Origin of the sequence: Pseudomonas hamedanensis (genome assembly GCF_014268595.2) — a bacterium.
In the GTDB taxonomy this organism is placed as follows: Bacteria; Pseudomonadota; Gammaproteobacteria; order Pseudomonadales; family Pseudomonadaceae; genus Aquipseudomonas; species Aquipseudomonas hamedanensis.
In genome coordinates this window covers 5,257,562-5,277,908 of the sequence record NZ_CP077091.1, presented here as the reverse complement: position 1 = coordinate 5,277,908, position 20,347 = coordinate 5,257,562, and the positions used below count along the sequence as shown (strand labels likewise).

The following is a 20,347-nucleotide window of genomic DNA, read 5'->3' as shown; positions in this document are numbered from 1 at the left end:
AGGAGTGTGCCTGCTCGCGATAGCGGTGGATCTTTCACACCAGCGGTGGCTGACCCGGCGCTATCGCGAGCAGGCTCACTCCTACAAGGATTTGTGTGCTCAGCGCAAATGAGCCTGCTCGACCAGCCAGAGCATCAACTCTTCCAACGGCGGCGAAGGCTCGGCTCCGGCAGGCACTACCACGTAATACGCCAGCCCCGTCTTCACCTTCAAATCAAACGGCATCACCAGCCGTCCGGCGTGCAAATCATCGCCTATCAACGACCAGTCGCCGATCGCCACGCCCGTGCCGTGAGACGCCATCGACATCGCCTGATCCAGCGTTTCGAAGTGCTGGCCGCTGCCCAGATTACTCAGTCGCAACCCCGCCGCCTCAAGCCACACCGACCAGTCCTGAAGGTCATGGGTCGGGTGCAGCAACAGATGTTCCTGCAGATCCTGCGGAGCATTCAGCGCGGGCGAACCTTCGAGCAATTGCGGCGAGCAGACCGGTGTCAGTTGCTCGTCGAACAGGTGTAACGCGCCCGGCGAATTGTCCGGCGGCGGGCCATAGATCACCGCGGCGTCGAATGGCTCACGCTGAAAATCCACGCTGTGTTGCAGTGATGCCGTCAGCTTGACCGGCACGTCCGGGCGCTCCTTTTGCCATTGCAACAGGCGCGGCAACAGCCAGCGCATCACACAGCTGGGCGCCTTCAGTTGCAGGGTTTCGCGCTGCACACCGATCTGCTCGGTGGCTTCGCCGATCAGGCCGAAGACCTTCTCCACCCGTGGCAACCACTCGCGACCTTCGGCGGTCAACGCCAGGCCGCGGGCCTGACGAATGAACAATGGATAACCGAGATGATCCTCCAGCCCGGCGATCTGCCGGCTCACCGCGCCCTGAGTGATGTGCAGTTGCTCGGCGGCCCGGGTGAAGTTGCAGCACTGCGCGGTGATCAGAAACGTATGCAGGGCGGGGAGGGGCGGCAATCGTTTCATGGGGACCCAAGGTATGACGTGAGGACATGGCTAGTATGACTTTTAATCGATTGTTGCCGCTAGCTGCGCGCCGTTCCAATGGGCACATAAGCAGGCCATGTGGGAGCGGGCTTGCTCGCGAATGCGGTGTGTCATTCACATCATTATTCATTGACGAACCGCCTTCGCGAGCAAGCCCGCTCCCACATTGGGATCTATGTTTCAGCGAAAAAAAAGGCAATCGACAATGGCAACGTGCGGCGAAGTACTGGTCAAGCTGTTGGAAAATTATGGCGTCGAGCAGGTGTTCGGCATTCCTGGGGTGCACACCGTTGAGCTGTATCGCGGGCTGGCCCGTTCGACGATCAACCACGTCACCCCTCGGCATGAGCAAGGCGCCGGTTTCATGGCCGACGGTTACGCGCGCACCAGCGGCAAACCCGGCGTGTGTTTCATCATCACCGGGCCGGGCATGACCAACATCACCACTGCCATGGGCCAGGCCTACGCCGATTCGATCCCGATGCTGGTGATCTCCAGCGTGCAGTCGCGCAGTCAGTTGGGCGGCGGGCGCGGCAAGCTGCACGAACTGCCGAACCAGAGCGCACTGGTCGGCGGTGTCGCAGCGTTCTCCCACACACTGATGTCGGCGTGCGAATTGCCCGGCGTCCTCGCCCGCGCGTTTGCCCTGTTCCAGGCCGGGCGTCCGCGTCCGGTGCACATCGAAATCCCGCTGGACGTGCTGGTGGAAGAAGCCGATGAGCTGCTCGCCAGCGTCCCGGTCAGCATCGATCGCGCGGGTGCCGCACCCGCTGCCGTGAGCCGCATGACCGAGCTGCTGGCCGGCGCACAACGACCGTTGATTCTCGCCGGTGGCGGTGCGATCGATGCCGCTGCCGAACTCACCGAGCTGGCGCAGTTGCTCGACGCGCCGGTCGCGCTGACTATCAACGCCAAAGGTTTGTTGCCGTCCGCTCATCCCCTGCTGATCGGCTCGACGCAAAGCCTGGTCGCCACCCGCGCACTGGTCGCCGAGGCCGATGTGGTGTTGGCCATCGGCACCGAACTGGCCGAGACCGATTATGACGTGACCTTCGCCGGCGGCTTCGAGATTGCCGGCAAGCTGCTGCGCATCGACATCGATGCCGATCAGACCGTGCGCAATTATCCGCCTTACGTCGCGCTGGTGGCAGATTCGCGCAACGCCGCCCAGGCATTGCTCAGCGCCTTGTCACACAAGGCGCTGGCCGAGCGCCGCAACGACTGGGGCCAGGTGCGCGCTGCGCGTCTGCGCGAGGAGCTGGCCGCGAGCTGGGATGCGCCGACGCTGGCGCAGACGCGCTTTCTCCAAACCGTACTGCACGAATTGCCCGACGCAGTGTTCGTCGGCGACTCCACACAACCGGTGTACACCGGCAACCTGACGTTCAATCCGCAACGTCCGCGGCGCTGGTTCAACTCATCCACCGGCTACGGCACCCTCGGCTACGCGTTGCCCGCCGCCATCGGTGCGTGGCTCGGTGGCAGCGCCGCAACAGGCGTGCGACCACCGGTGGTTTGCCTGATCGGCGATGGCGGTCTGCAATTCACCCTGCCGGAACTGGCCAGCGCTGTCGAAGCGCGCACGCCGGTGATCGTGCTGCTGTGGAATAACCAGGGCTACGAGGAAATCAAGAAATACATGGTCAACCGTGCGATCGAACCGGTGGGTGTCGACATTTACACCCCGGACTTCATCGGCGTCGCCAAGGCGTTGGGCTGTGCTGCCGAAGCGATCGGCTCGGTTCAGCAATTACAAAGCGCGCTGCGTGCCGCGAGTGATCGCCAGGGCCCGACGTTAATTGAAATCGACCAGACCCAATGGATGCAGGCGGTGGCCCCATGATCAGTTTTCCAATCAGGCTCGACGGCCTCTTCATCAACGGCCATTGGTCGGCAGGTCGCGAACATCTGCGGGTGATCAACCCGGCCAGCGAAGCGCTGCTGACCACGGTCAATGGCGGTGACGAGCAGGCCGTCGATCAAGCGATCAGCGCGGCGACCGAAGCGTTCACGCACTGGTCGCAAACCACTGGCGCCGAGCGCGGGACGATCCTGCGCAACATCGCCAACGGCGTGCGCAACGGTCGCGACCACCTGATGAAATTGCAGTCGAGCAACAACGGCAAACCGCTATTTGAAGCCGCCATCGACGTCGACGATGTGATCGCCACCTTCGAGTATTACGCAGAACTCGCCGCAGGCCTCGATGCACAACAGGACAGCCCTGTGGCGCTGCCCAGCGATGACTTCAGTGCACGCCTGCGCCGCGAACCGTGCGGCGTGGTCGGGCTGATCGTGCCGTGGAATTTCCCCATGGTCACCACCGCCTGGAAACTTGCACCAGCGCTGGCGGCCGGTTGCTGCGTCGTACTGAAACCGTCGGAGGTCACGCCGCTGGCGGAACTGGAACTGGCGTCGATCATCGCCGAGTCCGGTTTGCCCGACGGCGTCTTCAACCTGGTCTGCGGCACCGGCCTGGCGGTGGGCGCGCCGCTGTCGGCGGATCCGCGAATCGCGAAAATCTCTTTTACCGGCAGCAATGCGGTTGGTGTGCAAGTGATGCAGCGCGCGGCGGAAACGGTGAAGGGCGTGAGCCTGGAACTGGGCGGCAAATCTTCGCTACTGGTGCTCGACGACGCCGATCTCGAACTGGCTGTCGATCTGGCCTGTGGCGGCGGTTTCTTCAACGCCGGACAGATGTGCTCGGCCACCAGTCGCGTATTGGTTGCCGATGAACTGGCGGATGAATTCCTCGAGCGTCTGCAAAAACGTGCGCAGGCGATTCGCGTCGCTGACCCGTTCGACCCGGATGTGGAGATGGGTGCACTGGTCAATCAGGCGCAATACCAGCGCGTGCTCGGGCACATCGATCGCGGCCTGAGTGCCGGGGCGAAGCTGGTGTGCGGCGGCAATCGTCCGGCGCATCTGCCGCGCGGTTATTTTTTGCAGCCGACGGTCTTCACCCAAGTGCCTCTGGACAGTGCGCTGTGGTGCGAAGAGATTTTCGGGCCGGTGCTGTGCGTGCGCAGTTTCAGCAGTGAAGCCGAGGCGATTGCGCTGGCCAATGACAGTCAGTTCGGCCTGGTCGCCACGGTGGTGACGCGTAACGCCGAGACCGCCGACCGCGTCGCCAATGCCCTGCAAGCGGGACTGGTGTGGCTCAACGCGCCGCAGGTGATCTTCCCGCAGACGGCGTGGGGCGGTTACAAGCAAAGCAGCATCGGCCGCGAATTGGGGCCATGGGGCTTGGCCGCGTTTCAGGAGATCAAACATGTAATCCGGGCAGTCTGATCACAGATCTTCTTCGCCTGTACCGGCCCAATCGCGAGCAGGCTCACTCCTACATTTGGAATGCGTTTCTCTGTAGGAGTGAGCCTGCTCGCGATGACGTCATTAGCCGCGCTGCACAATTGGCATCAGACAGAAAGCCGCAACCGCGCCAGATCTCTTAATGGCGGCGCACCAAACAAGCGGCTGTACTCGCGGCTGAACTGCGATGGACTTTCATAGCCGACCCGGTACCCCGCCGCCGAGGCTTCCAGGCCTTCGGTCAGCATCAACCGCCGCGCCTCTTGCAGACGCAGCTGCTTCTGATATTGCAGCGGGCTCATGGCCGTCATCGCCTTGAAGCGGTGATGCAACGTCGAGACGCTGAGGTTCACGGTTTTGGCCAGATCATCGATGCGCAGTGGCTGCTCGAAGTTGCTGTTGAGCCATTTGATCGCCTGGCTGATGCGGTGGCTCTGACTGTTGGCAATCGCGATCTCATACAAGCGATGACCCTGGGGACTGCGCAGCAGGCGATAGAGAATTTCCCGGCGAATCAGCGGCGCGAGCATGGCGATGTCTTTCGGTGCATCGAGCAGCCGTGCCAGACGCAGCACGGCGTCGAGCATCGAACTGTCGATCTGCTCGACGTACAGACCACGCCCGGTCGGTCGGGTCGGCACGCCCATCGGTCCGGCGTCGGCGATCAGGGCGGTGATTTCCGCCGGGTCGATATCCAGACGCACGGCGAGGATCGGTGCTTCTGGCGACACGTTGACCACGCGCCCGCTCAGCGGCATCGAGACCGACACCACCAGATAATTCAGCGGGTCGTAATTGAAGTATTCATCGGCCAGTCGCACCTCTTTGCGCCCCTGGGCCATGATGCACAGCGCCGGCTGCGCGAGCACCGGGGCGAAGTCGTGGGACCGGGTGTGGCGCGACATGTACAGCGAACCGATGGCGGTTTCATAGCTGCCATCGTCGCGGGTGTTGCGGCGAATGATCGCCGCCAGCTCCGCGCGCTGCTTTTCCATGTCAACGGTGGGTTGGGCTTGAAAATGATCGAATGACGTCATGCACGGCATCCTCGGCAGGGGAGGTGGAATGCAGCAGAGCATATGTTTGTGCAAGCAGCGGCGGTAGACACATTCTGCCAAATGCTTGCCTGATTCTGCCCGGAGCGGTGCCTGCGTCCGCCGCCATACGAACCTGTAGGCGCTGCCGAAGGCTGCGATCCGTTGATCTTCAAGACAAAATCAAAAGATCGCAGCCTTCGGCAGCTCCTACACAAAACGCGTATGACAGACGTGTGACACGGGTTTACAGGTTGTTACAGGTCGTCTGCGCAGTCTCGCAGGATTGTGCAACGCGACGGCAGGAATCGACTAACGGCGCAGATGCCCCGGCCCTTAACCTTTGCTCCAGTCGCAGCCCGTCCCCCGGCTGCCACGCGATTTCATGGAGGGTTGATCATGTCCAAGCAGATGCCTGTCAGTCATATGGCCTTCGTTCGTGCCCAGGCCGGGCGCTCGGCAGAACTCGGTGTGCGCCTGAGCGCGTTGATCGAAGTCTCGCGCGCCGCGCCCGGTTGCCTGAGTTTCTCGTTGCAGCAGTCGCAGTGCGACGCCGACCTGTGGCTGGTCAGTGGCTACTGGAGCAGTCAACAGACGATGACCGCGTATTTCAACAGTCCGTCGATGGAAGTCTTCGCCGAGCTGGTTCAGGACCTGGTGGTCAATAGCCTCGATTTCCACACCTTCAAGGACGTCTCGGCAGCGCAAGCGCTCGGTCAGTGCCCGTCAGCGATACACAAACTGGCCGGTTGAGGGTTTAATGTCCGGCTTAATTGATTGAGCCAGGATCCGCGACATGGCACGTAAAGAGTTTGAACGCTTCGAAGCAGTCTCCGCCGTCGTTCCCGTCGAACTGGGCGGCAACAAGGGGTATTACGCGGCAATCGCGGTCAAGGCCCTGGTCGATGGCGGCGCACCGCGCTTTCACAAATTGCTGGATGAGCAGGTGTTTCCCGGCGCCATCGCCGCCGATGACGCAGCGACCGCCGAGCTGGATAAACTCAAGGGCGTCACTGATGACGCCGAGTTGATCTGGTAATCACTTCTGCGCCCCCGGGCGCCACATCTTGAACAGCGCTTCAGGCCCCAGCTGGAAATAATCCGCCGGCCCGCCGCCGCGCAGAATCGGTTCTGCCGCGGCGGTGTCGTAGATGCCGTCCTTGAGCAGCCATCTGGCAATGTGCACGGCGACCACTTCGCCGAGGACCAGCCAGCTCGGCACGGTCTGGCCATCGGCGCGTTGCAGCTGAATGATCTGCGTGACCTTGCACTCGAAGGACACCGGGCTTTGCGCGACCCGTGGCACTGAAATTACCTTTGACGCCGCTGTCGTCAGCCCCGCCAGTTCAAACTCGTTGACCTCTGGCGCAACCATCGCGCAGCTCTGGTTCATCTGCTCGGCCAACGGGCGGGTGGCGAGGTTCCAGGCGAATTCACCGGTCTGCTCGATGTTGTTCAGGCTGTCTTTGCGCCCGACGCTGGAGAAACCAATGATCGGCGGGACGTAGTTGAAGGCATTGAAGAAACTGTACGGCGCCAGATTGAGCTGGCCGTTGGCATCCTGCGAGGAAATCCAGCCGATCGGGCGCGGGCCGACGATGGCGTTGAACGGGTCGTGGGGCAGACCGTGGCCGTGGGCGGGTTCGTAGAAATGGATGTCATCGGGCATGGGCGGTGTTCCTCAAAGGCATAGGGCTGAGGCCAATAGTGCTGGCCCGCAGAACCGATTTCCAGTCGATCACAAATATTCCTTTCCACGGCATGACCCTTGCTCGCGAAAGGGTCGTCACATCCGAATTGATGGCGACTGACCTGCGGCTTTCGCGAGCAAGCTCGCTTCCACAGGTTTTGCGCTAACCGCGAAATCTGCAAACCCGGGAACGACTAAGCCCGGCCGAGGCCGGGCTTTGGCATCCAGCACAGCATTAGCTGATGGCAGCGGCAGTACCGGTTTTTTCGAAACCGTCGGCAGCAATCGCATTGGCAGTGCCGGTCTTGTCGAAGCCGTCAGCCGCGTAATGGGCAGAGCGGCCGGTGTCGATGGCAGCGCTGGCGCCGGAAATGAAGTCGGCTGATTGGGTGCGGTCCGAACCGTCGGCAGCGTAGGTGTTGGCGGCCAGTACGGACAGGGTCAAGGCGAGGATCAGTTTGGTTTTCATGACGGTTACTCCGGATTCGTTGGCGATGGGTGTGTTTCATGGGATTAATGCTACGCCAACTAAGTTGATTAAAAAGCGCAAAATAATGCTAAAAACAATCGATTAAGTTGATATTAAGAGCGGTGCGTCGGGGTCGCTTACGGGTTGGCAGCGAGCGTTGCGCGGTTCATCGATTAGAGTGGGCAGGATGCGGCAGCAGGATTAATCAGCGATTAATTGCTTCTTGGCGGGGGTTAAGGCGGGAGATTGCGGTGGACCCATTCGCGAGCAAGCCCGCTCCCACGGGATTTGTGTCGATCATTGATCCAGTGTCGGAGCGAGCCTGCTCGCGAAGGTGTCCGAACAGCCACCGTTGCAGTGGCTGTGTAATGCGGTCAGTCAGTCACGATACGCGAGTGCTTCTGGGTGTCTTTCATGGTGATGTACACCAGCAGCGACACGGCAATGCACGCGGTGACGTACCAGTAGTAACCGGTTTCCATGCCGATGCTCTTGAACCACAGCGCGATGTACTCGGCGGTGCCGCCGAAGATCGACACGGTCAATGCGTACGGCAGGCCGACGCCCAGCGCGCGGATTTCGGTCGGGAACAGCTCGGCTTTGACCACCGCGTTGATCGAGGTATAGCCGCTGACGATGATCAGCGCCGCCATGATCAGGAAGAACGCGCCCCACCAGGTCTGGATGGTGTGCAGGGTCATCAGGATCGGCACGGTGAAGATCGTACCGAGCACGCCGAAAGCGATCAGGATCGGACGACGACCAATCTTGTCCGACAGGCCGCCGATGATCGGTTGCAGGCACATGAACAGGAACAGCGTGGCCGCCGAAATGGTGGTCGAGTCGGAAATGCTCATGCCGACGGTGTTCACCAGGTATTTCTGCATGTAAGTGGTGTAGGTGTAGAACGCCAGGGTGCCACCCATGGTCAGGCCGACCACGGTCAACAGTTCCTTGGGGTGACGCATCAAGGTGCGCATGGCGCTTTCTTTGGACTTCTCTTTTTTGGTGAACGACTCGGTCTCTTCCATGCCGCGACGCAGGTACAGCGCCACCACTGCACACAGCGCGCCGATGGCGAACGGAATGCGCCAGCCCCATGCGTACAGCTGTTCGGTGGTCAGTGTGTTTTGCAGCACGATCAACACGCCCAGCGCGATGAGCTGGCCGGAGATCAGCGTCACGTACTGGAAGCTGGAGAAGAAACCGCGACGTTCCTTGGTCGCCATCTCCGAGAGATAGGTCGCCGAGGTGCCGTATTCGCCACCGACCGACAGGCCTTGCAGCAGGCGCGCGAACACCAGCAGGATCGGCGCGCCGATGCCGATGGTTTCGTAGTTCGGGCTCAGCGCGATCAGCAGCGAGCCGAAGCACATCAGGTACACCGAAGCCATCAGCGCTTTCTTGCGTCCGACCTTGTCAGCGTACATGCCCATCAGCCAGCCGCCGATCGGACGCATCAAGAAGCCCACGGCGAAGATCGCAGCGGTGTTCATCAGTTGCGCGGTGGTGGAACCGGCGGGGAAAAAGGTCTTGGCGAAGTACAGGGAGAAGGCGGCATACACGTACCAGTCATACCACTCGACCATGTTGCCGACAGAGCCGCTGAAGATCGATTTGATCCGGCTGGCGGTGGTTCTTGGCTTGGCCGGCGCGGCAGCCGACCCAAGGGGCAGGGCGTTGGAGTTATCCATTGAAGGATCCTTCATTTAATTGTTTTTGTGGAGCGCGTCGAAACGCAGCCTGCCGGAGCTATAGCAGGAGCTGTGCCAATGGGCAGGGGGCCGGTTTAGAGGGGGCGGCCGGATCAATTGAGCGGAAATCCGCTTACTGAGAGCTCAGGGTGAGCGGGAAATTGCTCATCGGGCTGAGCATTGTGCTGAGCCGGCTTCCCTCTTCGCGAGCAAGCTCGCTCCCACATTGGATCTGTGACCGGCACAAATCCCCTGTGGGAGCGAGCTTGCTCGCGAAAGGGCCTGTCCAGTCACCGCCAAGCTCAACTGTCAGGAACAAACATCTCCCGACTCAACCCATGCCGCTGCATCTTTTCATTGAAGGTCCGGCGCGGCAGTTGCAGCTCTTCAAGTACCGCTTTTACATCACCTTTATGCCGAGTGAGCGCCGAACGCAGGCACTGCGCTTCAAACGCCTCCTGCTGCGCCGCCAGCGATTGCCCCGGATCGATTCCCGGTGCCGGCTCGTCCAGGCCCAGCACCTGACGCTCGGCAACGTTCGCCAGTTCGCGCACGTTGCCTGGCCAGTCATGGCTGAGCAGATGACTCAGTTGCGCTCCGGTCAGCGGCGGGAATGTCCGCCCCAGACGTTGAGCGGCGCTCTGGGCGAAGTTTTCGAACAACAGGGGAATGTCTTCGCGACGGTCGCGCAGCGGCGGCAGACGCAGTTCGGCGACATTCAGGCGATACGCCAGGTCTTCGCGAAAGCGTCCGGCCCGCGCTTCGTCGAGCAGGTCGGGCTTGGTTGCCGCGACGATGCGCAGGTCGACGCGGATACTCTGGTTCGACCCCAGTCGCTCAAGCTTCTGTTCCTGGAGGACGCGCAGCAGTTTCACCTGTTGGGCCAGCGGCATGCTTTCGATCTCATCGAGAAACAAGGTGCCGCCATCAGCGTATTCCAGCTTGCCGATGCGCTTGCCCGAGGCGCCGGTAAACGCGCCGCTTTCGTGGCCGAACAACTCGGCTTCAAACAGTTGTTCCGGGATCGCCGCGCAGTTCAGGGCCACGAAGGGTTTGTCGGCGCGCGGACCGAAATCATGCAGGCAACGCGCAACCAGTTCCTTGCCGCTGCCGGTTTCGCCACGGATCAGCACGTTGACGGGCAGCGCCGCCAGATCCAGCACTTGCCGGCGCAAAGTCTGCATACCCCGGGACACACCGAGCAATGTCGCATCGAGTCGGGCGCGGTTGTCGGCCTGTTCGTGCAGGGCGCGGTTTTCCAGGACCAGTCGGCGTTTCTCCAACGCCCGACGCAAGCTGCCGAGCAAGGTTTCCGGGCTGAACGGTTTTTCCAGAAAGTCGTAGGCACCGTCACGCATGGCAGCGACCGCCATTGGCACATCGCCGTGGCCGGTGAGCAGGATCAGCGGCAGGTCGGCATCGCGTCGCTGCACCTGGGCGAGCAATTCCAGGCCACCCATGCCGGGCATGCGCACATCGCTGAGGATGACGCCGGGAAAGTGCGCGGGCAGGGCGGCGAGGCATTCTTCGGCGCGGCTGAACAGTTGCACCGCGAACCCCGACAGGCTCAGCCACTGTTCGACAGCGCTGCGAATGCTGCTTTCGTCGTCGACCACCATTACCGAATTGAGCATCAGACAGGCCCCTCCAGATCGATCGGCAAGGTCAGCGTGAACACCGCGCCGCCGTCGCCATTCTCGGCGCTCAGGCGGCCGCCGGATTCATGCACGATGGCAAAGGATACCGCCAGCCCCAGGCCCAGACCGTCGCCCACCGGTTTGGTCGTGAAGAACGGGTCGAACACCTGATTCAGGTGCTCGTCGGCGATGCCGCCGCCGTTATCCATAACGCTGAGGCGCCACAGTTGCTCGTCGGCTTCCAGACGAATTTCCAGACGTTTGCAGACTTTGCCCTGCATCGCATCCAGCGCATTGCGCAGCAGATTGATCAGCACTTGTTCGAGACGAATCGCATCACCGCGCATCCACGCCGGGCGCGCCAGGTGCAGGACCAGACTGACCTGCTCATCACGCAACCGCGCATCGAGCAACTGTAGCGACTGATCGACCACTGTCGCCAGATCCAGCCGTTCGCGCAAGCCGCTCGGGCTTTTGCGGGCGAAGGTCTTGAGGTGGCCGGTGAGCGCGGCCATGCGCGTGAGCATATCGTCCACCGGTTTGAGCGCCTTGTACGCGTCATCGACGCGGCCATGTTCAAGTAGCAGGCGCAAGGTTGCCAATTGCATGCGCTGAGCGGTCAGCGGTTGATTGATTTCATGGGCCAGTGCCGCCGACATTTGCCCCAATGCGGCAAGTTTGGCCGACTGCACCAGACCCTCCTGGGCGGTGCGCAGGTCGCGGGTGCGTTCTTCTACCAGGCGCTCCAGTTCTTCGCGGTTGCGCTGACGGATTTTTGCCAGGCGCCAGCGCTGGCTGAGAAACAGCAACAGAAACACCAGCGCCAGCCACACCCCGGCGGCGGCGAGCCCGGCATTGCGCTGGTCTTCGAAGGCCACTTGCGGGCGCCGCAGCAGGTGCAAGGTCCAGCCTTCCGCCGCCAGCGGCAGTGATTCCCACAGATAATCCGCGGTGCCCTGTGGCCCTTCGACCCGACGCAGATCGCTGTTGTCATCGAAGCGGCGCAGCGACAGATGCGTCAACGGCACCAGCGATTGTTTGTCGTACTGCCGGGTCGCCTTGATCTCGGCCAGGTCATCGGCGTCCAGCGGGCGTAACGCGCGATAGCGCCAACCCGGCTGGTTGGCGATGAAGATGATGCCGCGGGCATCGCTGACCAGCAGGGTGTCGCTACCCTGGCTCCACTCACGTTCCAGCTCGGGGAATTCCAGCTTGACCACCATCGCCCCGAGAAACGCATCGTTGTCGCCGAGCACGGCGCTGGACAGAAAATACCCGGGAATGCCACTGGTCACGCCGACGGCATAAAACCGCCCGCTGCCCTGGGTGCGGGTCTGCCTGAAATAAGGCCGAAAGCCGTAGTTGTGACCGACGTAACTGCTGGGCAGGCGCCAGTTGCTCGCGGCCACGGCCAGACCGGTGTGATCGAGCAGCTCAAGCGTCGAGGACTGCGCCGCGCCGTTGATCTTTTCCAGCTTGAGGTTCAACGCCGCCTGCTCCTCGGCGTCGACCGTGCCAGCCAGCGCCGCGCGTAATTGCGGGTCGAGCGCCAGCACGGCGGGCAGGGCGCGATAGCGGTCGATCAGGGTGTGCAGCGAGTTGGCATAGAGCGCCAGTTGCTGGCTGGCGCGCGCGGCATCCTCTTCCAGCGCCTGACGTTCGGCGTGGCGGATGGCCAATGTCGCGGCGAGCGCGGCACCGGCAATGATCAGCAGGGTATACAACGACAGACGCAGGAAACGGGAAGTCGGCAGCATGCTGGGCAAACGGATGGCAGGTCGGGCGGGCACGATAGCATGTCGCTCGGCAGGGTTGTCGTCACCCGCAAAAACCGGCTTGGCAGGTAATCGGGCGCACGGACAGGCCACGGCCGTCGCTCACCGCAAGTGTTGGCGTGTGCCAGTGCCCTGACTGACTCATCGCCCCTGATCTTTGGTCATGTTCAGGCGGCCTTTTTCCTGGCGGCTGCGTGTCTTTGCTTGAGCAAAAACTGATTGTCAGTGGTTCCCATCTCTTTGTACGCGCCCAGCCCAGCCTGTGCCCTGGCAATGTTCGCCAGTATTGCCTGGCTTTTCTGGCGCAGTGCCGAACGGCTGATGGGGGCCAGGGTTTCACTGGAGGTGGTGCCGTTGACGTTGGGCAGCACGCTGGCTGGAGCGACGACATCACTGCCCAGCGCATCGAAAGCGTTCTCGGCCCAGGTGGAACGTTGCTCGACGGCGGCTTTCCAGCCATCGAGCATTTTTTCGATTTTCTGAATTTTCGCCGGGTCCAGGCGGTTTTTTATGTCTTCGGCTTCCTGAGCGCGAGCGCCCATATTGAGCGCGCCGGGAATGATCCCGATGACTGAGGCCACGACCCTGTTCATAAGAAAAACCGGATTGAGTACTGCGTTGAGCGCCGGGTGCATTACCTCGTCCTTGAAGTCTCGCCAGGAGGTGATTTCCTTGACGGGGTCTTCGACTCCCAGACTTTTATCAATCGCGCTGACAGACATCTGTGAGGTTTGTGGAATTAATGGGCCGAAACGCGGGCCAACGCTCTTCACCACCGGATCCGCCATTGCACCGGCAAGGTCACCACCAATGTTGCCCCCGATCAATCCTCCCGGGCTCACAAAAGCCTGCACGTCTGCCAGCGAGGGAACCATGGCATTGAATTGATTGGTTCCCTGCCCCCCGCCTTCGTAGGCGGCTATACCGCTTAAAGTTTCCCCCAACAGATTCAGCGCCAGATTGGCCGCGATGTTTTTCTGATGGATGATGTCGTGCAGTTGCCCCAGGAGCAGTTCGGAGTTGTCGTGAACGGCTGAAGCGAACTGCGAATACAGCATGATCACGAACTCGGCCCGCGAATTGCCATCGGGGTCGGTAAAGCGCATGGGATTGTTGCCCACAAACCCATACAGATTCAGCCCGTCCACGTCCCCCGCCGAATCTGGACTGATCCAGCGCTGCAACCAAGGCGCGTAATAGCGTGCGCCGTAGTGAATCAGCCCGCTGACGTCTGTCTCCTTGCCCGAATAACGGACGAACCTGTAACTGACTTCAATGGCCGACTCGGCCGTCAGCCACGCGGTAGCGCCGAACGGGTAGTAGCCTTCGTGGCTGATGATCCGGGCGTTCTGATCCAGCTCCATCGCACAGGAACCCAGATGATCCTCAAGGCTGAAGCGCAGCTGGTCGTTGGCGATTTCCCTTGGCAGATTCTTAGCCCAATGCAGGCAGCGCGCATTGCCCACGCTGATGACGTGCAGTTCTTCGCCGTTGTCCTTGCTGCGAATTTCCAGGCCCGGCAGGTAGCGCACCTGATGGACATGTTCAGCGCTGGCGGTGAAGGTTTCGTGGCGTTTGAACACCCGCACGCCCTGGCTGTATTCATAGCGCTCGGCGTCGTCGCGACCGCCGCGGTCGACCAGCGTGATGACTTGTACTTCGTCGCGGACGTTCCAGGTCAGCGGTTGACCGGCCTGTACGTTCTGCTGGTTGCCATGGCGGTCGAACAGTTTGACGAAGTCCGGCGGCGGATCGTCGGGTTTGCAGCGCACGGCGCGGTTGCTGGTGGGGTCAATGCACATCTGCACGGTGTGACTGGCGCCGTCCCGTACGTGCACCAGTTTTTCCAGGTTGCCGCCCGCGTCGTAGGCGTAGGTCTGGGTGTAATTGAGGCGGTTGTTGGGGTCAGTCGGTTGTGGCAGGCCGGGGATGTCCGAGAGCGGGCCATCGTCGTAACCGCTGGCATGGATCAGGCGGTACAGCGAGTCATAGACAAAGTTGCGATGGCCATCGACCCGCTGGTTGGCAAACCAGCTCGGCTGGAAAGCGTGGTCTTCGATGCGGGTGATGTTGCCGACGCGGTCGTAGAAATACTCAAGGTTTTGCAGCACCGTCCCGGCGTCTTTACGGCTGGACTGGGTGTGCAGACGCCCATCGGCCGGATCGTAAGACCATAGGCTGCGCACACCGTTGCCGGCCTGTTGCTCGATGATCTGGTCGGCGGCGTTGTAGTGGGCATCGAGCAGCACGGATTGCCAGTCTGACTCTCCGTTGATCAGCAGATGCACTTGCTTGAGCTGCCCGGCCAGCCCGTAGCGCGATTGCTGGCGGTGTTGGCCGGCATCGGTCTGTTCCAGCACGGCGCCCAGCGGGCTTAACACCCAATGGCTGGTGAACGCCTCGCCATCGCCAAAGGTGCGGGTTTCGCGCAGTGGCTGACCGGTCAGGGCGAAGCTGTCGGTGCGCAGGGTACCGGAGCGGTCTTGCTGCTCCAGCAACTGGCCGCGCAGGTTGTGCCCGGCGTCGGCCTGGGCATCGGCGTAGGCAAACACCTCGACGTCGGCTTCACCGTTCTCCTCGACCGCCACCACACGCAACTGCTCGTCGAAGGTCGTGCGCCACTGATTGCCACGCGCGTCCCAGCGCCGCAGCGGCTCGCCCGCCAGCCCCGGCAGATTCAGACGCCATCCGGCGTCGACGCTGGTGGATTTGAGTACGGCGCCATCCAGGCCATAAATCGTAGTCAGGCAGGGCTCGGGCAGGCGCGGATCCCACTGCGATACGAGTCGTCCAGCCAGATCGTGTTGCTGACGGTTGACCCGTGATTCGATCTCGCTGGCCGTGCGCAGATAGCCAATCTGGCGCACGGGCAGGCCACGGCCGTCGCTCACCGAAAGTGTTGGCGTGTGCCAATGCTCGCGGGTGTTCATGATGCTTGCGCCTTCGCTCTATCAGGTGGCGAGGCGGTGTCGTTAAAGTCGAGGTGGGTCTTGTACCAGGGATGGTGGTGATCGAGGGCATAGTCGCCCTTGGCGTTGATCACTTTGATCAGCCGGCCCAGGGCGTCATAGAACAGCTGATCGAAATAACCGAGTTCACGCATGGAATGGTCATTGATGTAACCATGCGCATTGGCATGAAATGCGCGGTACTGACGAATCGGCAAAGCCTTGTTGTTGTATTCAACCCATGCGCTGATGCGCCAGCGCGGATCGGCATACACCTCGACATACTTGCCATCCTCAATGACCAGCGAACCCTCCACCACCTTGTACGCCATGCCCGGATCGACCCGTTGCTGGGTCTGCAGCGCCCGGCCAAAGCCATCCACGCACGCCTTGATGATCTGGAACTGTGCGGGCGTCTCGTCGTAGTAATCGCGGTCGGCACTGAGCACCACGCTATGCACGGGCTCGCGATGAGCCGCTTCGATTGCCGCCAGTAATTGTTGTTCAGCCGGCGCCAGGGTGGCGCGCCGTGTAAGCCGCTGGCGGGCACTGGCGCGAATATGTCCGCTGGGCAGCAGATAGCCGTCAACGGCCCATTGGGCGAGCGTATCGGCAGGGGCGGCAATCTGTCCCATCCAGCTGAACAAATCGCGGCGCAGGGCGCTCGCGGCGTATTGCACGGCCGCTACCGGATCGGCAATGGCCGGGTCGGGTCGGTGATCTTGCGGGGGAACATATTCATCCAGCGGCTTGAATCCAGCGGCGATGGTGTTTTCAGTGCCATGAAAACTGGTCGCCAGAGGCTGCCCGGAAGGCGCGTAAAGGGCTTCTTCGATATTGTCGTTGGGGTCAGTGATGCGCGACGGTTGCAGGGCGTGGTAGTCATAGGCGATGTGTGTCGTGCAGCCATCGGGCAACTCGACACGGACGATTGCCAGCCCGTGGGCGTCGTATGTGGCGCAGGTGAAACCGTGGCTGAGGGTTTCGCGGTAGCGCAGGACCTTGTAAAAGCCGTCGAGGCCAGCGTATTCGGCGAAGCCGAAATGCGCCGAATACAGCGCTGGATCGGCACCGGGTGGGGCGGTGGGTTCAAACAGAAACGCCATCGGCGTATAGCCGATTTTGATCAATTCGGTATGGATGTTGAACGGCTCCGGCAGGTCGCCGTACGCCGCCAGCGCGACGTTGTCCAGTTGCGCCAGTTCCAGCCGTCCGCGCAGGGCTTCGAACTCGGCAACGCCATCGTCCAATGGTGTGCCGTCCTTTTTTACATAGCGCTGCACGGACTGAGTCGTCAGAACGCGCTCGGTACGCCAGTGCGGCGAATCCTGATGAAGCTTCAACTGCTCATACGACACCTGCCCGGCACTGAGACCGATCGGCAGTGTTCCCTTGGGCAAGACCAGGGCGTTACCGCGTTGCAGGTAAGGTAAGCCCAGCCGCCACTGCTGCGGATCGATCAGGTCAATAAATTGGGCAAGCATTTCGCTCAGATAAAACGATTGCTGCGCCGGGTCATGAGCGTCGCGCCACCATTGCTGTTCGTCTGGATCGGTAAATGGCGGCGGGCGGTCCTTCGTCAGGCGCCGGGCATAGCTCACGGTCAGGGCGTGGATCAGCGAGCCGAACGCGTTCCAGCGCATGTTGGTCTCGTGACGGCACAGTGGGTCGTCGATCACCCGGTCGTACTGATAGTTGATGCTTTCCACCAACAACGGCAGCAACACCGCGGCAGCATACTGGCCCTGTGGCCGGACCTCGCGTACCAGATAGCGCCGCTCTTCAACGCTAAAAAGAGTGGCGACTCCCGGCTCGGCCACGTCGTTGTCGGCATAGGTTTCGATGCGAGTGACCGAACCGACCAGCGCCCGCGCAATCTGGTATTGCGTATCGCCGTCGTGCGGGGGGAGAGGGTCATCGAAATCGTTTTCGTGCGGCGGCGTAAGGCTGAACAGCGTAGGGCCCAACGCAATGGCGTCCTTGTCGTCATTGAAGTAGTCGTCACGGGGGCGATCCATCGCTTGGCCGGTATGAAACCAGGTACACACCCGCGCCGGCTGGCTGAAGCCGATATCGTCGTCGCCCGTGGCGCTTTCGCTGTCGACTTGCTGTAACTGGCCGAAGCCGCGGAACTCACGTTCCCGACTGTCGTAAACGCCTTCACGCCAGGTAAACAACTGCGTCAGGCAGTTACCGGTGATTTCATCCAGTTGTTGCTGTTTTTTGACCAAGGCCACCGGGAACGGCAGGTATGAGGCCGGTGCGCGTCCGAGCTTGAGCAGGTCGTATTTTTCATCGAGCCACTCCTGCGCCGAACTGCGATAGACCACGCTGGCACTGCATCCCATGTTGTTATTGCTGGCGGTCAGCAGATACGGCTTGGCCGCGACGAAATCGTAGCGCCAGTGCTGCGGATGAACATGCGTCACCGTCAGAATCAGGCTGGCGCAGCCCAACCCCTGAAGGTCGGCGAAGCTCACCTGGCACAGTGAGTCATAGCGCACGCCTTCGGGCCAGGGCACGCTGACCGGAATCTGCTCCAGTCCATTGCCACCGCGGTTCAGGTAGATCTCGAAAACATCGGATTTGAGATAAATCAGCGCCGGTGCCCCGGAACCATCGAGGTCGGCCAGACGCACCCGCGAGGAATCGAACTGTTCATAGGCGAAGGGCAGTGCGCTGATTGTTTGGCCTTCGCCGAACCTGCCGTGGCCGAGGTTGGGCCAGCAGCGAATTTCATCGTGGCGAATGCGGCACAGTTCAGGCATGTCGCTGCCGAGCAGGTTGCCGAGTACCACCAGTTCTGTGCGCGAGTTGCTGAGCAATGGCAGGCGGTCGTGCTGATGGAACACCTCTTGCGCTGCCGCGAAGCCTTGTTCGCGCTCGTTGCGATAAAGGCGCACAGCGTGCGTGCCAATCAGTGCCAGTGAAATCAAGCCATCGCCGCCAAAGTCACCCTGGGTCAACAACGCGTGTGAATACTCCAGCGGGAATTTATTGAACAAGACAAACCGCTCGAACTCGCGCTCTGGCGTCAGGGCATGGAAGCCGCTCGATCCGGGCTGCGAAATGAGCAGATCGAGACGACCGCTGCCGGTCATGTCGATCAGTTGCGCACTGGCCCGGCCACGATCCGCGACGGGAATCTTGTCCAGCAGGGCCCAGGGTCCGTAGCTGATCTGGTCGGTGTCAGGCTCTGAGCGCATCGGTTCGCGGTAATACCAGGCCTGATCGTAGCGGCAGAGAAATCCCGGTATACCCTCCCCGTAAAGATCGACACACTGGTAAAACCCGCCGTCTTCCACGCCCGGCTGATGGTCGGCGTCCAGCAGGCGCTGTGGGGTTTTGTTGATCTCGAATGTTGAATAATCGAACTCCACCGGCGGCGTATGTTCGACTTTGCCATTGGCATCAAAGGCCTGGTAATGCGCGGCGCCGATCTGGCTATAAGCCCACTGAGTGACATTTTGCGGGGTGTGATATTCCAGCAGCAGGCGTCGGGCCAGTAGCGGTTTTGCCCCTAGGTTGGCCGGGTTTTGATGAAACATCAGCACTTGTCGGCAAAGCCGCCGCGTGCCGATTTCAAAGCCTTGACCGTAAGTCGAAAAAGGATCCGGACGAAGCGACCACGACCCTGATATGTCTGCATCAAACGGCGGGGTTTCGGTGAGCGAGGTCGTACGCTCGCCGTAGTCGAAGACCAATTGAAACTGCCAGGCCAGATCGCCAGGGGTGGCCACGGTCCATGCAAACAGCTGCGCGCTGGCTGTGAAGTTGCCATAACACACTCGCTCCAGATAACGCTGGGCGCGGTAGTCATGGATCGGATCGGGCTCCTCCTCATCGGCCTTGTAAAGGAAACAGATGTGTTGGCCATGAGCGTTCATGCTCTCGCACAGCAGCCAACTGGCAATGCGTTGCGGATCATCCGGATCCTCGCGCCGGGACGCTGCGGTTTTGCCGTAGACGTGCAGCGAGCCATCCGCGCCATGGATCAGCCAGAACGTCGGTGGAGCGGCCTCGCGGCTTTGCCGTTGCCAGAACTCGCGCAAGGCAAAGTCACTCTCGACGCGCGGCCAGTAACGCACCACGCGGTGCAGGCCGATGTATTCACCGTTATAGGTCGATTCAACACGCCACTTCAGCGAGCCATCGGCTTCCAGTTCGGGCATCCACACTTCGCCGTCGTGACCGATGATTTCATCGTGTTCGGTATAGCGCGGCACGCCCTTATTGGTACGTCGGCTGATCTGACTGAGCCCCAAGCCCCAACCGACACCGAACGGCCCGTTTCCGGTCTGGCTGCTGTAAGACAGGGACAACGTCGGCGCCAGGCCCCAGCCGCTGGTCAAGGGGATTGGCAGCTCAAACGCCGCCGCCCCCGTCGGCCCCACGGCGCCCCAGCTTCTGCCGACGGTGGTAATCGATGAGCTCTTGGCGATGGACGGGGTGACGATGCTCAGCTCGGGTTCGGCCATGATTGCGTCCGTTGCAGGTTCGGTGGGCGTAGGTGAGTTGACGCTAACAAAAAAAAGGTGGGACGTGACCTGTCAGATCTGACAGGTGCGCAAGATCGATTTGTGTGCTTGCCGGGATTTGTTATCGCGAAACCCACCGTTTGGGAGCGGGCAAGCTCCCACAATTGGATTTGCGTGTTTGCGCGATTTGAGTGCGCCGCCAAAAACTGTGGAAGTGGGCTTGCTCACGAAGAGGGCGTGTCAGGCAACGAATCTGCTGGCTGACACCGCGCATTCGCGAGCAAGCCCGCTCCCACAATTGGATTTGCAGG

Annotated in this window: 13 protein-coding genes; 4 read left to right on the top strand and 9 right to left on the bottom strand. The window is 61.4% G+C overall.

The window, feature by feature from the left end:
• Positions 1-99: 99 nt before the first annotated feature.
• Complete coding sequence (locus HU739_RS23025; protein ID WP_186550114.1) at positions 100-981, bottom strand: LysR substrate-binding domain-containing protein; 882 nt, start codon at positions 979-981, stop codon at positions 100-102.
• Positions 982-1,207: 226 nt separating this feature from the next.
• On the opposite strand from HU739_RS23025, the gene HU739_RS23020 reads away from it, so the two are divergent.
• Both HU739_RS23020 and HU739_RS23015 read left to right on the top strand, forming a co-directional pair.
• Entirely contained in the window at positions 1,208-2,845 is a 1,638-nt protein-coding gene (locus HU739_RS23020) for a 5-guanidino-2-oxopentanoate decarboxylase (RefSeq protein ID WP_186550116.1), read from the top strand.
• Positions 2,845-4,293, top strand: coding sequence for an aldehyde dehydrogenase family protein (locus tag HU739_RS23015; protein WP_186550142.1), 1,449 nt, complete (start codon positions 2,845-2,847; stop codon positions 4,291-4,293). Before HU739_RS23020 ends, HU739_RS23015 begins: the two co-directional genes overlap by 1 nt.
• A gap of 125 nt (positions 4,294-4,418) precedes the next feature.
• Here the strand turns inward: HU739_RS23015 and HU739_RS23010 are convergent, their stop codons facing one another.
• Positions 4,419-5,348: an AraC family transcriptional regulator gene (locus HU739_RS23010; RefSeq protein WP_186550118.1), complete on the bottom strand. Its 930-nt coding sequence runs from the start codon at positions 5,346-5,348 to the stop codon at positions 4,419-4,421.
• Positions 5,349-5,744: 396 nt separating this feature from the next.
• On the opposite strand from HU739_RS23010, the gene HU739_RS23005 reads away from it, so the two are divergent.
• A complete protein-coding gene (locus HU739_RS23005; RefSeq protein WP_186550120.1) occupies positions 5,745-6,098 on the top strand; it encodes a putative quinol monooxygenase in 354 nt (117 codons plus the stop codon).
• A gap of 43 nt (positions 6,099-6,141) precedes the next feature.
• Positions 6,142-6,384 carry a hypothetical protein gene (locus tag HU739_RS23000; protein WP_186550122.1) on the top strand — a complete coding sequence of 81 codons (243 nt, stop codon included), beginning with the start codon at positions 6,142-6,144 and terminating at the stop codon, positions 6,382-6,384.
• Here the strand turns inward: HU739_RS23000 and HU739_RS22995 are convergent, their stop codons facing one another.
• From HU739_RS22995 to HU739_RS22965, 7 genes are all read right to left on the bottom strand, one after another.
• A complete protein-coding gene (locus tag HU739_RS22995; protein WP_186550123.1) occupies positions 6,385-7,014 on the bottom strand; it encodes a flavin reductase family protein in 630 nt (209 codons plus the stop codon). It abuts the gene before it with no gap.
• Between the two features lie 256 nt (positions 7,015-7,270).
• Positions 7,271-7,504, bottom strand: a complete 234-nt coding sequence (locus HU739_RS22990; protein WP_186550125.1) for a hypothetical protein — start codon at positions 7,502-7,504, stop codon at positions 7,271-7,273.
• A gap of 374 nt (positions 7,505-7,878) precedes the next feature.
• Positions 7,879-9,198 carry an MFS transporter gene (locus tag HU739_RS22985; protein ID WP_186550127.1) on the bottom strand — a complete coding sequence of 440 codons (1,320 nt, stop codon included), beginning with the start codon at positions 9,196-9,198 and terminating at the stop codon, positions 7,879-7,881.
• 302 nt (positions 9,199-9,500) lie between these two features.
• Positions 9,501-10,832: a sigma-54-dependent transcriptional regulator gene (locus HU739_RS22980; RefSeq protein ID WP_186550129.1), complete on the bottom strand. Its 1,332-nt coding sequence runs from the start codon at positions 10,830-10,832 to the stop codon at positions 9,501-9,503.
• The gene (locus HU739_RS22975; RefSeq protein WP_186550144.1) at positions 10,832-12,592 is read right to left on the bottom strand and encodes an ATP-binding protein; all 1,761 of its coding nucleotides are present in this window, start codon (positions 12,590-12,592) and stop codon (positions 10,832-10,834) included. The genes HU739_RS22980 and HU739_RS22975 overlap by 1 nt, the downstream gene beginning before the upstream one ends.
• Positions 12,593-12,777: 185 nt before the next feature.
• Positions 12,778-15,540, bottom strand: coding sequence for an RHS repeat domain-containing protein (locus HU739_RS22970; RefSeq protein ID WP_186550131.1), 2,763 nt, complete (start codon positions 15,538-15,540; stop codon positions 12,778-12,780).
• Complete coding sequence (locus HU739_RS22965) at positions 15,537-20,036, bottom strand: SpvB/TcaC N-terminal domain-containing protein (RefSeq protein WP_186550133.1); 4,500 nt, start codon at positions 20,034-20,036, stop codon at positions 15,537-15,539. The genes HU739_RS22970 and HU739_RS22965 overlap by 4 nt, the downstream gene beginning before the upstream one ends.
• Positions 20,037-20,347 lie beyond the last annotated feature (311 nt).